General features: G+C 52.3%; 11 protein-coding genes. All 11 read left to right on the top strand.

Annotated features, from left to right (window positions below):
* Positions 1 to 65: 65 nt before the first annotated feature.
* The 11 genes from ACE5LO_RS04710 (at position 66) to rpsO (ending at position 13186) form a co-directional block, all read left to right on the top strand.
* Positions 66 to 4382 (top strand): PolC-type DNA polymerase III, encoded by a 4317-nt coding sequence (locus ACE5LO_RS04710; protein ID WP_375518891.1) that lies wholly within the window; start codon positions 66 to 68, stop codon positions 4380 to 4382.
* A gap of 221 nt (positions 4383 to 4603) precedes the next feature.
* On the top strand, positions 4604 to 5065 hold the full coding sequence (gene rimP / locus ACE5LO_RS04705; protein ID WP_375518890.1) for a ribosome maturation factor RimP: 462 nt from the start codon (positions 4604 to 4606) through the stop codon (positions 5063 to 5065).
* Between the two features lie 119 nt (positions 5066 to 5184).
* Positions 5185 to 6282 carry a transcription termination factor NusA gene (nusA, locus tag ACE5LO_RS04700; protein WP_375354419.1) on the top strand — a complete coding sequence of 366 codons (1098 nt, stop codon included), beginning with the start codon at positions 5185 to 5187 and terminating at the stop codon, positions 6280 to 6282.
* A gap of 24 nt (positions 6283 to 6306) precedes the next feature.
* Positions 6307 to 6615, top strand: a complete 309-nt coding sequence (gene rnpM, locus ACE5LO_RS04695; protein ID WP_375354421.1) for an RNase P modulator RnpM — start codon at positions 6307 to 6309, stop codon at positions 6613 to 6615.
* Entirely contained in the window at positions 6608 to 6931 is a 324-nt protein-coding gene (locus tag ACE5LO_RS04690; RefSeq protein WP_375354519.1) for a YlxQ family RNA-binding protein, read from the top strand. The genes rnpM and ACE5LO_RS04690 overlap by 8 nt, the downstream gene beginning before the upstream one ends.
* Positions 6924 to 9491 carry a translation initiation factor IF-2 gene (gene infB, locus ACE5LO_RS04685; RefSeq protein WP_375518889.1) on the top strand — a complete coding sequence of 856 codons (2568 nt, stop codon included), beginning with the start codon at positions 6924 to 6926 and terminating at the stop codon, positions 9489 to 9491. The genes ACE5LO_RS04690 and infB overlap by 8 nt, the downstream gene beginning before the upstream one ends.
* 20 nt (positions 9492 to 9511) lie before the next feature.
* Positions 9512 to 9865, top strand: coding sequence for a 30S ribosome-binding factor RbfA (gene rbfA / locus ACE5LO_RS04680; RefSeq protein WP_375518888.1), 354 nt, complete (start codon positions 9512 to 9514; stop codon positions 9863 to 9865).
* Positions 9866 to 9887: 22 nt separating this feature from the next.
* Positions 9888 to 10865 (top strand): DHH family phosphoesterase, encoded by a 978-nt coding sequence (locus ACE5LO_RS04675; protein WP_375518887.1) that lies wholly within the window; start codon positions 9888 to 9890, stop codon positions 10863 to 10865.
* Positions 10862 to 11788, top strand: coding sequence for a tRNA pseudouridine(55) synthase TruB (gene truB, locus ACE5LO_RS04670; RefSeq protein ID WP_375518886.1), 927 nt, complete (start codon positions 10862 to 10864; stop codon positions 11786 to 11788). Before ACE5LO_RS04675 ends, truB begins: the two co-directional genes overlap by 4 nt.
* A 41-nt stretch (positions 11789 to 11829) precedes the next feature.
* The gene (locus ACE5LO_RS04665) at positions 11830 to 12780 is read left to right on the top strand and encodes a bifunctional riboflavin kinase/FAD synthetase (protein WP_375518885.1); all 951 of its coding nucleotides are present in this window, start codon (positions 11830 to 11832) and stop codon (positions 12778 to 12780) included.
* 136 nt (positions 12781 to 12916) lie between these two features.
* Positions 12917 to 13186: a 30S ribosomal protein S15 gene (gene rpsO / locus ACE5LO_RS04660; RefSeq protein ID WP_305755093.1), complete on the top strand. Its 270-nt coding sequence runs from the start codon at positions 12917 to 12919 to the stop codon at positions 13184 to 13186.
* Positions 13187 to 13406: the final 220 nt, after the last annotated feature.

The following is a 13406-nucleotide window of genomic DNA, read 5'->3' as shown; positions in this document are numbered from 1 at the left end:
TCTGTTGCCATCGATGGCATTTGCGGACCAGGGGCTCTTCATGTTTTGGGGAAGGTGGGAGAACCATGAGTGGTGCTGACGACAAGAGAAAGAGACTTGAACTGCTGATGAAGCAGGCGAGCGTAGCCCCCGGTATAGTAGATCCTTACTTTCTGGATGGATGGATCGAAAGGGTGGAGATCAGCCGCAGCAACAAAGAGTGGAATATTATTCTGGCGAAAGAAACGCTGGTTCCCGCTCCGGTATACCGGACGTTTTGCTTGCAGGTACAGGAAAAGATGAGTCATATTGCCAAAATTACTTTTGGATTTCAATACAGTGAGGCTGTAAACAGAGCTGACATTATCGACGAGTATTGGAAAATGTTCCTGGAATGGGTCCAACGCGAAATTCCTTCGGTTAACGGCTGGATGATCAGGGCTGGCCATGACTGGGACAACGGTTTGCTGCTGCTGACGATGACGGATGCTATGTCGCTGGAACTGGCTCGTAAAAAACAGATCGACCAGGCGATTGTTCGTTTTTACGAGCGATATTTTCATCTCACGCTCCGGGTCAAGATGCAGGCTGGGGAAGGCAACCAGGAAGCACTTGAGCAATTCCAGCAGAAGAAGCTGGAAGAAGAGCGCGAGGTTATCCAGCGCATGATGGAAAGCATGGAGACCGAGATGCCGCTGGCGGATGAAGAGGAAGGGGAAGTGCGCCTCCAATTCGGCTATGAAATTAAAGAGCAGCCTGTTCCGATTCAGGAAATTCAGGATGAGGAAAAAAAGGTCACACTGCAGGGAACGATTTTTGGCCTGGACAGCAAGGAGCTGCGTAACGGAAGCACCTTGTTCACTTATTATCTGACAGATTTTACGGATTCACTGCAGATGAAAATGTTCGCGAAGACCAAGGAAGACTTGAAAATTCTGAGCCTGCTGGCCAACGGCAAATGGGTAAAGGTTCGGGGACGGGTGGAATACGATCGGTTCATGCAGGTACCGGAGCTGGCCATGATTCCTTCCGACCTGGTGGAGGTACAGGCCCCGCCGTCGCGCAAAGACAATGCGCCGGAGAAACGGGTGGAGTTTCACCTGCATTCGAAAATGAGCACCATGGATGCGGTAACCTCCATTGATACCTATATCAAAACAGCCGCCAAATGGGGGCATAAAGCGATCGCCGTAACGGATCATGGCGGTGTGCAGTGTTATCCCGAAGCGGCCAAAGCAGCGAAGAAGAACGGTATCAAAATGATATACGGAGTGGAAGCCAACGTAGTCAACGATGCCATTGAGGTTGTCATGCAGGCTCAGCCGATTGATCTTAAAACGACTACATATGTCGTATTCGATATTGAGACAACAGGTCTTTCGATTACACAGAACAAAATTATAGAAATAGCGGCTGTGAAAATGCAGGAAGGCCAGGAAATTGACCGTTATGCTACCTTCGTCAACCCGCATGAGCGGATTCCTTATAATATCCAGCAGCTCACCAATATCACGGATGAGATGGTCAAGGATGCGCCGGGCGTGGAACCGGTTATGGAGGAATTTGTGAAATTCGTTGGAGATGCGGTGCTGGTCGCTCACAATGCCCGCTTCGATATCGGCTTCATTCAGGCCACCCTGAAGAAAATGGGGCTGACTGAGCTGACGAATCCGGTGCTGGATACGCTGGAGCTGGCACGCCTGCTCTTCCCGACCATGAAAAATCACAGACTCAATACGCTGACGGACAAATACAAAGTCGCATTGGAAAGCCATCACCGTGCGATTGATGATACGATAGCGCTCGGAGGTGTGCTGAACGGCCTGCTCGCCGATGCCGCACAGATGAAAGGCATGACACGGCTGGATCGGCTTAATGATGATGTGGGCAAGAATTTATCCACAGCCCGGCCGTTCCACTGCTGCATTTATGCGCTAAACCCGGTCGGCAAGAAGAACCTGTATAAACTTGTTTCTCAGTCGCACACAGAATATTTTAAAAGAGTGCCCTGTATCCCAAAATCGAAATTGTCCGAGATGCGGGAAGGCCTGCTGATTATTTCCGGCTGCGAAAAAGGCGAATTTTTCGAAACCGTGTTGAACAAAACCGTCGAAGAGGCTGAGGAAGTGGCGCAGTTCTATGATGTGCTGGAAATCCAGCCGCTTACAATGTACATGCATCTTGTAGAAAAGCAGCTTGTCAGCGACCCGGAAGCGATTAAAACGGCGCTGCGCAAAATATACGATATCGGACAGCGGCTCGGCAAACCAGTCATCGCCACCGGAAATGTTCATTACCTGGAGACAAGGGACAAGCTTTACCGCGACATCACGATTCATGGTATTACCGGCTTCAGCCCGCTCAAAGGTATACGCAAGCCTGACGCCCATTTGCGCACGACGGAAGAGATGCTGGCTGAATTCGAATTCCTGGGTGAAGAGAAGGCTTATGAAGTGGTTGTTGCCAACACAAGCGAATTGGCCGACAGGTTCGAAGAGCTGGAGTTGTTCCCGGACAAGCTCTTTACTCCGATCCTGGAGGGAGCGGATGAAGAGATCCGCAACACCTGCTACGAGACAGCCAGATCCATCTACGGGGAGGACCTTCCTGAAGTCGTTGTCGCCCGTCTGGAGAAGGAACTTGAGCCGATCATTAAATACGGCTTTTCGGCCAACTATCTGATCTCCGAGCGGCTTGTCAAGAAGTCGAACCAGGACGGGTATCTGGTCGGCTCGCGTGGTTCCGTAGGATCATCGGTGGTGGCGACGTTCCTCGGCATTTCCGAGGTTAACCCGCTGCCTGCGCATTATATTTGTCTGAATCCGGAATGCAAGCACAGTGAATGGTTCCTGGACGGCAGCGTGCCGAGCGGATTCGACCTTCCCGACAAGGACTGCCCGAAATGCGGCGGCAAGCTTAAAGGGGAGGGGCAAGACATTCCGTTCGAGACGTTCCTTGGTTTTAAGGGGGACAAGGTTCCCGATATCGACTTGAACTTCTCGGGCGAATATCAGCCACATGCCCATAACTATACTAAGGTGCTGTTCGGGGAGAAAGCGGTATTCCGGGCAGGCACCATTGGCACGGTTGCGGAGAAGACTGCCTTCGGCTTTGCCAAGAAGTATGAAGAAGAGCATAACCAGAAATGGCGCGGCGCGGAGCTGAACCGACTGGCCGCCGGCTGTACCGGCGTCAAGCGCAGCACGGGTCAGCACCCCGGCGGGATTGTCGTTGTGCCAGATTATATCGAAGTGGAGGATATCACTCCGGTTCAATTTCCGGCGGATGATACCTCTGCGGAATGGAAGACCACCCATTTTGACTATCATGCCTTTGACGCGAACCTGCTCAAGCTTGATATTCTGGGACACGATGATCCGACAATGATGAGAATGCTGCAGGACCTGACGGGGGTTGATCCGACTACGATACCGATGAACGATCCCAAGGTCATGAGCATGTTCAACTCAACGGAAGCGCTTGGCGTTAGGCCGGAGCAGATCCGAACCCCGGTGGCCACCTATGGCATCCCCGAAATGGGAACCAAATTTGTGCGCCAGATGCTGATCGAATCACAGCCTTCCTCCTTTGCGGATTTGCTGCAGATTTCCGGTCTGTCACACGGTACGGGGGTATGGCTCGGCAACGCGCAGGATCTGATTAAAAACGGCACGTGCAACATCAAAACGGTTATCGGCTGTCGTGACGATATCATGCTGTTCCTTATTTACAAGGCGGGGATGGACGCCAGTCTTGCCTTTAAAATTACGGAAAGCGTGCGTAAAGGCAAAGGCTTGACGCCGGAATGGATTGAAGAGATGAAGAGATGCAAAGTGCCGCAATGGTACATTGACTCCTGTCTCAAAATCCAGTACATGTTCCCGAAGGCGCACGCGGCTGCCTACGTTATCTCCGCTGTCCGCACCGCCTACTTCAAGCTGTACCATCCGATTGCATTTTATGCGACCTACTTTTCGGTCCGCGCAGCCGACTTTGATATCGAATTATGCTGCCAGGGCTATGAAGCGATCGGCCGTAAAATTGTCGAAATCGAGCAGCTCGGGTTCCAGGCTCCGCCGAAGGAGAAAAACATGCTGCCGATTCTGGAGATGGCGCTGGAAATGACAGCCCGCGGTTTCACCTTTAAGCCGATTGACCTTTACCGTTCGGAAGCGACCCGCTTTAAGGTCGACGGCGATTCGCTGATTCCTCCGTTCGGGGCCTTGGCTGGAATCGGGGAAAACGCCGCCCGTAATATTGCCGCTGCCCGCGAGCAGGGTGAGTTTTTGTCGATCGAGGATTTTCAGCAAAAATCGAAGGCAAGTAAAACCATTGTGGAGATGCTGTCGCAAATGGGATGCTTCCGCGGACTTCCGGAAAGCAATCAGCTTTCCCTCTTCTAGGCTTGTCCTCTCTGTGAGGAAGTCAAGCTTCAACCCTTGTCACTTACATCTGGTTATGCTATAATTTTTTTGGTAATCATGGAGATAAAACCGTCGCTAAAGAGTGGGGAAACCCACTCTTTACTCTTTGCTATGGCGGTTTTGTGAATTATTGGCGCAGGCCCCGGGTGGCGCGGCAAAAACAGATATACAGGAAACGATACTCTTGGAGGTTATAATCTTTGAGCACACCAAAGATCAAATCCATCGTGGAAGAAATGGTTCAACCCTACTTGATTGAGCATGGCTTCGAGCTGGTCGACGTTGAATACGTCAAGGAAGGCAGTAACTGGTTTCTGCGCGTCTTTATTGACAAGGACGGTGGAATTGACCTGGACGACTGCAGTATGATCAGTGAATATCTCAGCCAGAAGCTGGATGAGAAGGACCCGGTCTCGGATGCTTATTTTTTGGAAGTATCATCTCCCGGTGCGGAACGTCCGCTGAGGAAAGCGGAGGATGTGGCCAGAGCGGTAGGCAAAGACGTATTCATTACTACATACGAGCCTGTTAACGGCCTCAAGGAATTTGAGGGCAGATTGCTTTCATTTGAAAATGATGAGCTTACGGTGCAAACCGGCAAAAAAGAGCATGTCATTCCGTACGCCAAAGTAGCGGGAGCGCGGCTGGCGATCATATTTTAAATGCTTGACTGCAACTAGTGACGATTGGTCTGGCGTGAAACGACCGGTCTCCTTGATTGCAACAAGGAACAAACCGTTTTGCGCAAGACGCCATGATTTGAAAGGGGGAGAAATGATCCATGAGTATGGATTTTATTGAAGCAATGAATGAGCTGGAAAGGGAAAAAGGCATCAGCAAGGATGTGCTGTTCGAAGCGATTGAAGCCGCCCTGATTTCCAGCTACAAACGCAACTTTAACACGGCCCAGAACGTTCGTGTCGATATGAATCGCAACACCGGGGTTATCAAAGTGTTTGCTCGCAAGCTGATCGTAGACGAGGTGCTGGATCCTCGTACCGAAATTTCCCTGCCGGCTGCGCGTGAAATCAATCCGCATTTCCAGCTTGACGACATTGCGGAGATTGAAGTAACGCCGCGTGATTTCGGGCGGATTGCTGCCCAGACAGCCAAACAGGTGGTTACCCAGCGCATTCGCGAGGCGGAGCGCGGACTGATTTACAATGCTTTTGTCGATAAAGAGGAAGATATCGTCACAGGCACCGTACAGCGGCAGGATCAGCGTAATATTTACGTGGATCTTGGCAAGATTGAAGCAGCGCTTCCGCTCAGCGAGCTGATGCCGAATGAGAGGTTCAACCATCTGGACCGCATCAAGGCATATATCACAAAAGTGGAGAATACAACGAAAGGGCCGCAAATTCTGCTGTCCCGCACTCATCCGGGCCTGCTCAAACGATTGTTCGAGCTTGAAGTTCCGGAAATTTTCGATGGGGTTGTGGAGATTCGTTCCGTGGCCCGTGAAGCCGGCTTTCGATCCAAAATCGCCGTATACTCGCGTAACGAAGAAGTCGATCCGGTCGGCTCCTGTGTTGGCCCGAGAGGCACGCGTGTGCAGACCATCGTCAATGAGCTGCGCGGTGAGAAAATCGACATCGTCCGCTACTCCGACAATGTCGATGAATATGTAGCCAATGCGCTTAGCCCTTCCAAGGTGCTGGAGGTGCAGGTGTTTGAAGCGGAAAAAATGGCGCGTGTCATCGTTCCTGATTACCAGCTGTCCCTCGCCATCGGCATCAAGGGACAGAATGCGCGGCTTGCCGCCAAGCTGACAGGCTGGAAGATCGATATCAAGAGCGAAACCCAGGCGGAAGAAGAGTACGGCAGACCTCGCAGCAATGACGAGGAGATGCATCAGGATTCCGTTTCTGTCGATTAAACGCAAGGTTAAGGGGGGAGTCGAATGAAACAGAGAAAGGTACCGCTGCGCAAATGCGTGGCTTGCCAGGAAATGATGCCGAAGAAGCAGCTTATCCGCATCGTCAAAACCCCTGAAGACGAAATATTGATTGATCTGACCGGTAAAAAATCTGGCCGGGGGGCTTATTTATGCGGCAAGGACGCATGCTTTAAGCTGGCCCGGAAGAACAAAGCGCTGGATCGTGCTTTAAAGCATCAGGTAGATCCGGAAATCCATGATCAATTGGCCCGGGATTTCGCTGCCGCCGAGGAAGAATTCCTGGCGGCACAAGGCAGTGCCGATGATGAATAAGGCGCTGTCCAATATAGGCCTGGCCATGCGGGCAGGCAAACTGGTAACCGGTGATGAAATCGTACTGAAGGCTGTGCGCGTTTCCGAAGCCAAGCTGGTCATCCTTGCGAAAGATGCTTCAGTTAATACTCAAAAGAAATTCCGCGATAAATGCGGATTCTACAACATTCCACTGCTGATAGGGTTTGACCGGGAAAGCTTGGGCAACAGTGTCGGCAAGGCCGAACGGGTCGTGCTGGCGGTAACGGATCAAGGGTTCGCGCAAATGATCTTGAAACATGCGGGGATTATGTCGGAGGTGGAGTATATTGAGTAAACAGGAAAGCAAAGACAAACTGCGGGTTTATGAGTACGCCAAGTCATTGAATATGAGCAGCAAGGAAATTATTACGATTCTTAAAAGGCTTGACATTCCCGTTAACAATCATATGAGCGTTATGGAGAACGATGCCGTAAGCAAGGTTGAAAACTTCTTCAAGGAAATCAAATCCAACGCCGCTAAGCAAAGCGGGGCAGGTACGGCCCAGATCCATGCGCAAAAGACAGAGCAACCCAAAATTCAACAGGAAAAGCAGGTAAGTATGAATAATAAAAAAACCAACCAAAACCAGAGCAGTACAAACTCAAGACCGCAAAGCGGTCAGGATAACCGGAGAAGCGGTTCCCCTTCCGGCCAGGGCGGTCAGAACCGGAGCGGTGGGCAACGACAAGGCAATGCGGGCAGCGGCAACCGTCCGCAGGGAGGTTCCGCACCGCGCCAGCAAAGCGGAGGAAGCGTAGGCTCCCGTCCACAAAACAGCGGACAGCGCGACGGCGGAGCAAGTGTAGGTTCCCGTCCGCAAAACAGCGGACAGCGTGACGGCGGAGCAACGGTCAAAACGGCCGAACGCAGCGGTGGAGGACAAAACCGCGGCGGGCAAGGCGGCGGCAATCGCAGCGGCGGCAATAACCGCAACAACGGTGGCGGCGGTGGCCGTCAGGGAGGAAACAACCGCTTTGAGGACCGTACAGGCGGCGGAGGTCAAAACCGTGGCAATGCTGGACGTGGCGGCAAAGGCGGGAAATTCAACAACAACCGTGGCCGCGGGGGACAGCAGGAACAGCGCCGCGAGAAAATTGACAACACTCCGAAGAAAATTATCGTGCGCGGTGAAATGACCGTTGGCGAAACAGCTAAGCTCCTGCACAAGGACGCTTCCGAGGTCATCAAAAAGCTCATTATGCTGGGCACGATGGCTACCATCAACCAGGAGCTGGACATGGATACGATTCTCCTGCTTGCAGGCGATTTCGGAGTGGAAGTCGAAGTGAAGATTCCGGTCGAAGAGGACCGTTTTGAAACGACCGAGGAAAATGACGAACCGGAGAGTCTGACCACGCGTCCACCAGTTGTAACGATCATGGGCCACGTTGACCACGGTAAAACCACCTTGCTTGATGCGATTCGCTCCACGAACGTTATTGGCGGCGAAGCCGGAGGCATTACGCAGCATATCGGCGCATACCAGGTGGAAATCAACAGCAAGAAGATTACGTTCCTGGATACGCCAGGCCACGAAGCGTTTACAGCCATGCGTGCACGCGGTGCCCAGGTAACGGATATGACCATCATCGTTGTTGCAGCCGATGACGGTGTGATGCCGCAAACGGTGGAAGCGATCAACCATGCCAAAGCGGCAGGTTTGCCGATCATCGTAGCGGTTAATAAAATTGATAAGCCGGATGCCAACCCGGATAAAGTGAAGCAAGAGCTGACGGAATATGAGCTTGTTCCGGAAGAGTGGGGCGGCGATACCATCTTCGTGAACGTGTCGGCCAAGCAAAAAATGGGTCTGGAAGACCTGCTGGAAATGATTCTGTTGGTCGCGGAAGTAAACGAGTACAAAGCGAATCCCGACAAGCGCGCACGCGGAACCATCATCGAGGCGGAACTGGACAAAGGCCGCGGTTCGGTGGCACGGATTCTCGTGCAGAACGGTACGCTGAAAGTCGGCGATGCGTTTGTGGCGGGCAACTGCTTCGGGCGGGTGCGGGCAATGGTCAACGACAAAGGCCGCCGTCTGAAAGAGGCAGGTCCTTCCACACCGGTAGAAATTACCGGTCTGACAGAAGTGCCTTTGGCCGGCGATCCGTTCATGGTGTTTGAAGATGAGCGCAAAGCACGTGCCATTGCTGAAAAACGTGCAACCACACAGCGTCAATCCGAGCTGGGCAGCAATACACGGGTAACCCTTGACGACCTGTTCCAGCATATTAAAGACGGCGAAATGAAAGATCTGAACGTCATTATTAAAGGTGACGTGCAAGGCTCCGTCGAAGCGCTGAAAGGCTCCCTGAACAAAATTGAAGTTGAGGGTGTGCGCGTCAAGATCATCCACAGCAGTGTAGGCGCGATCAATGAGTCCGACATCATTCTGGCTGCGGCCTCGAATGCGATTGTGATCGGCTTTAACGTTCGGCCTGACAATCAGGCCAAGGCGACGGCCGATTCCGAGAAAGTGGACATCCGCCTGCACCGCGTTATCTACAACGTAATCGAAGAAATCGAGCAGGCGATGAAAGGTATGCTTGATCCGATATACAAAGAAAATATTATCGGTCATGCCGAGGTGCGCAACGTATTTAAAGTCAGCAAGGTCGGAACCATTGCAGGCTGTATGATTACGTCCGGCAAAATTTCCCGTAACGCGGAAGCCCGCCTGATCCGTGACGGCATCGTAATTTTCGAAGGTAAAATCGATTCCTTGAAGCGGTTCAAGGACGATGCCAAGGAAGTGGCGCAAGGCTACGAATGCGGTATCACCCTTGATGGCTATAATGATGTTAAGGAAAACGACGTCATCGAAGCGTTCGTCATGGAGACGGTGGAACGCTGAGGGCAGAAAGGTGAGCTACAATGGCTAAAATACGAACAGGACGTGTCGGGGAACAGATCAAAAAGGAGCTGAGCCTGCTGATCCAGAGCGAGTTGAAGGATCCGCGCATCGGTTTTGTGACCGTGACGGGTGTTGACGTGACCAATGATCTGTCCCAGGCCAAAGTATATTTAAGCGTACTGGGAGACGAAGAACAGAAGCAGGCCTCACTCAAGGGGCTGGACAAAGCCAATGGCTTTCTTCGCTCGGAGCTGGGCAAAAGAATCCGGCTCCGCCATGTACCGGAACTGATTTTTAAAATTGACGAATCCATTGCCTATGGCAGTCGCATCGAAAAACTGCTTAATGACATCGGCAAGGAAGATCAATCATGAATTGAATGTAAAGGAGACGGCAATGCAGACTTATGAACGGGCGCTCCAGCAGGCAAAAAATTTCCTGCAGGAGCATGATGATTTCCTGATCGTGTCGCATGTACAGCCGGACGGAGATGCAGTCAGCTCGACCTTAACGGTGGGCTGGCTTCTCTCATGTCTGGGCAAAAAATTTACGATGCTGAACGAGGGGGCAATCCCGCAGCGGATGAAATTTTTGTGGCATGCTGATGATATCGTGAATATGAGCGTTCAGCCCTTGGACCGCAAGTACAGCCGGGTGATCTGTGTGGACTGTGCAGATTTCCGCCGCGTTGGGCTGACCGAGCAGTATTTTGCAGATGATGCGCTTATTCTGAATATAGATCACCATCCGACCAATGACGGCTATGGCAGTGTCAATGTGATCAAGGCGGATGCGGCAGCCACGGCCGAAATTTTATTTGATTTGCTGGAACTGTGGGGCGTAAACTGGGATGCAGAGATAGCAACCCTGGTCTATACCGGCCTGTTGACAGATACCGGCGGTTTCCGCTATTCAAATACATCTCCCCAGGTTATGTCTATCGCCTCTGCACTGCTGTCTCATGGTGTGAATGGTCCGGATTTGTCGGAACGGCTGCTCGAATGCCTGTCGCTGGCGCAGGTGCAAATTTTGACACAGGCTTTGTCGACGCTGGAAATGACCGCTGATGGCAAAATTGCCTGGGTGACTGTCCGGCCCGAAGATATGGCGGCTGCGGGAGCCGAAAACGAGGATCTGGAAGGGATCGTAAATTATCCGCGTAACATCCAGGGAGTGGAAGTGGGCATTTTATTTAAGATGATCGACGGACAAGCAGTCAAAGCCAGCCTGCGCTCCGCAGGCCGAGTTGATGTGGCGGCTTTGGCCCATTCCTTTGGAGGCGGAGGGCATGTGCGTGCCGCCGGCTGCCGCGTGGAGGGCTCGCTTGCGGAAGTTGTCGAACGGGTCGTCAACAGAGTTAAGGAGCAGCTATGAAGAAAAGTTGGGAAGGGATCTTGCCTGTCTACAAGCCCGCCGGTTTTACTTCCCATGATGTGGTGGCCAAGGCGCGCCGCCTGCTGGGAATGAAACGGATTGGCCACACCGGCACGCTTGATCCGCAGGTCACCGGCGTACTTCCGCTTTGTCTGGGACGAGCGACCCGGGTTGTCGAATACTTGCAGGAACAGCCGAAGGAGTACCAGGCTACACTGCGTCTTGGTATTGCAACCGATACGGAAGATATGACGGGTATGGTGGTGGAGGAAGCTGACGCACGGGCGGTGACGGAGGCGGCGGCAGCAGCGGTGCTGCGGCGTTTTACCGGCGTGATCAGCCAGGTGCCCCCTATGTATTCGGCGGTCAAGGTAGCAGGCAAACGGCTGTATGAGCTCGCCCGGGAAGGGAAAACGGTGGAGCGCAAAAGCCGGGAAGTCACCATCTATGGGCTGGGAATGAACGGCTTTGTCAACAGGGATACATATACCGATGTATCATTTCGGGTTCTGTGCTCCAAAGGCACCTACATCCGTACTCTTTGCGTGGATATCGGGCGCGAGCTTGGTTATCCGTCTACGATGGTCCGTCTTGAACGGACCATGTCCGCCGGCATCAAAGCAGATCGCTGCCTGACGTTCGAAGATATTGAGCGCTGTACCGCAGATGGCACACTGGGCGAGCGTCTGATACCGGTGGATGATGCGGTTGCTTTTATGCCCGCACATACGGTTGTCAATCAAAGGGCGGCAGCGGCCGTGCAGGGACAGCGACTGTCCCAGGGGGCTGTGCTTCCGCCGGTGGACCATGATCAGCCTGTCCGGCTTTATCGGGAGGACGGCCAGTTTCTCGGCATCTTTGGCCGTGATCCGGAGTCGCATGCCGTGACAGCCATCAAGGTGTTTCTTCCGGAGCAGCAGTAATCGTATTCAGAACTATATAAGGAATGGCAGGTGAAAAGCGAATGATTACTGTACCTCTGTCATACCCGCCGACAGGTGAAGTTTTACAGAAGCATGCCCGCTCTCAGGTTATGGCTATGGGGCAGTTTGACGGGCTTCATATGGGTCATCAAAGCGTAATCCGCACAGCAGTTTCATTGGCTGAGCGCCGACAGTGCCCGGTATCTGTTATGACCTTTCATCCTCATCCCAAAGAAGTTATGAAGAAGGGTGATTATGAAGGCTATCTTACCCCCATTGCCGAAAAAAAGGCACTGCTGAGATCGATGGGTGTTGACGTGCTGTATATTATGGAGTTTAATGAAGCTTTTTCGCTTGTAACTCCGCAGCAGTTCGTAGAAGATGTGCTTTTCCCACTGCAGGTGCAAACAGCGGTCGTCGGGTTTGATTTCCGCTTCGGCCACCGTGGTGAAGGGGATGAGAGCATGCTGAGGGAGCTGGGAGGTGACCGGATGACCGTGGAGACCGCGCAGCCCTTCGAATTGAACGGGGAGAAAGTCAGCAGCTCGGGCATCCGCAAAGCGCTGAGGGAAGGTGATCTTGCCCGTGCTTTGGACTGGCTCGGACGTTCATACCGGCTGCAGGGGATCGTAAGCGATGGTGAAAAAAGAGGACGGACGATCGGGTTTCCGACCGCCAACCTGCGGCTGGATGATAATTATGTCATCCCCATGAAAGGGGTATACGCAGTCCGTGCCACCGTAGACGGCGAGCAGTTGAAAGGGGTTATGAACGTTGGGGTGAAGCCGACCTTTCATGAAGGAGACCTGAAGCCTTCATTCGAGGTGCATCTGTTCGATTTCAACCGGCAAATCTATGGTGAAACGATGGCGGTGGAGATGTGCCACTTTATCCGGCCTGAGCGCAAGTTCAGCGGTGTTCAGGAGCTTGTGGCACAAATCCGGAATGATGCGGATACGGCAAGACAGCTGCTTTCATCTTCAAGATTTTAGCACGGCATTTACAATGGGTACTCTGCCGTGTTATACTAAATTATGTTGCTCATGCAACAGTGAACCTTAGCTTGGTTTCACGCTTTCACCGGCGGTTACTCGGCTGACGGCGATTATAATGAAGGAGGTGAACAGAATGGCATTGACTCAAGAGCGTAAACAACAGCTGATTGACGAATACAAAACTCACGAATCCGATACTGGATCCGCAGAGGTTCAAATCGCAATCCTGACAGAGAACATCGTTAACTTGCAAAGCCACTTTCGTTCGCATAAGAAAGACCATCACTCCCGCCGCGGGCTGTTGAAGATGGTTGGTCAGCGTCGTAAGCTTTTGGCTTACCTGAAGAAAACCGATGTAAAGCGTTACAGCGCACTGATCGAAAGACTCGGACTGCGCCGTTAATTTACGTGTAAGCCCAAAAAGAACCTGGTTGTTCACCGCATGTCCCTGCAAAGGCGACGGCGGACAACAGCCAGGTTTTATTAAATTTCTCGGGTTTCCGGATTTTCGGGAATCCCTCCAATCGTGCCTTTTCCTAAGCGGTGACTGTCTTCAATGAAAGAGAGTTATCTTATGAATCGGCTTGGAGCAGGAAATACTGTTTTTACGCAGAACAAGAACA

Source organism: Paenibacillus medicaginis, assembly GCF_042138635.1.
GTDB classification, from domain to species: domain Bacteria; phylum Bacillota; class Bacilli; order Paenibacillales; family Paenibacillaceae; genus Paenibacillus; species Paenibacillus medicaginis.
The sequence above is the reverse complement of the archived record's forward strand: the minus strand, read 5'-3'. Positions and strand labels throughout refer to the sequence as shown.

Bases quoted from the DNA above. Each gene is read 5' to 3' on its own strand.
- rpsO (WP_305755093.1), top strand. From the start codon at position 12,917: ATGGCATTGACTCAAGAGCGTAAACAACAGCTGATTGACGAATACAAA.
- ACE5LO_RS04675 (WP_375518887.1), top strand. From the start codon at position 9,888: ATGCAGACTTATGAACGGGCGCTCCAGCAGGCAAAAAATTTCCTGCAG.
- ACE5LO_RS04710 (WP_375518891.1), top strand. From the start codon at position 66: ATGAGTGGTGCTGACGACAAGAGAAAGAGACTTGAACTGCTGATGAAG.
- truB (WP_375518886.1), top strand. From the start codon at position 10,862: ATGAAGAAAAGTTGGGAAGGGATCTTGCCTGTCTACAAGCCCGCCGGT.
- nusA (WP_375354419.1), top strand. From the start codon at position 5,185: ATGAGTATGGATTTTATTGAAGCAATGAATGAGCTGGAAAGGGAAAAA.
- ACE5LO_RS04690 (WP_375354519.1), top strand. From the start codon at position 6,608: ATGAATAAGGCGCTGTCCAATATAGGCCTGGCCATGCGGGCAGGCAAA.
- rbfA (WP_375518888.1), top strand. From the start codon at position 9,512: ATGGCTAAAATACGAACAGGACGTGTCGGGGAACAGATCAAAAAGGAG.
- rnpM (WP_375354421.1), top strand. From the start codon at position 6,307: ATGAAACAGAGAAAGGTACCGCTGCGCAAATGCGTGGCTTGCCAGGAA.
- ACE5LO_RS04665 (WP_375518885.1), top strand. From the start codon at position 11,830: ATGATTACTGTACCTCTGTCATACCCGCCGACAGGTGAAGTTTTACAG.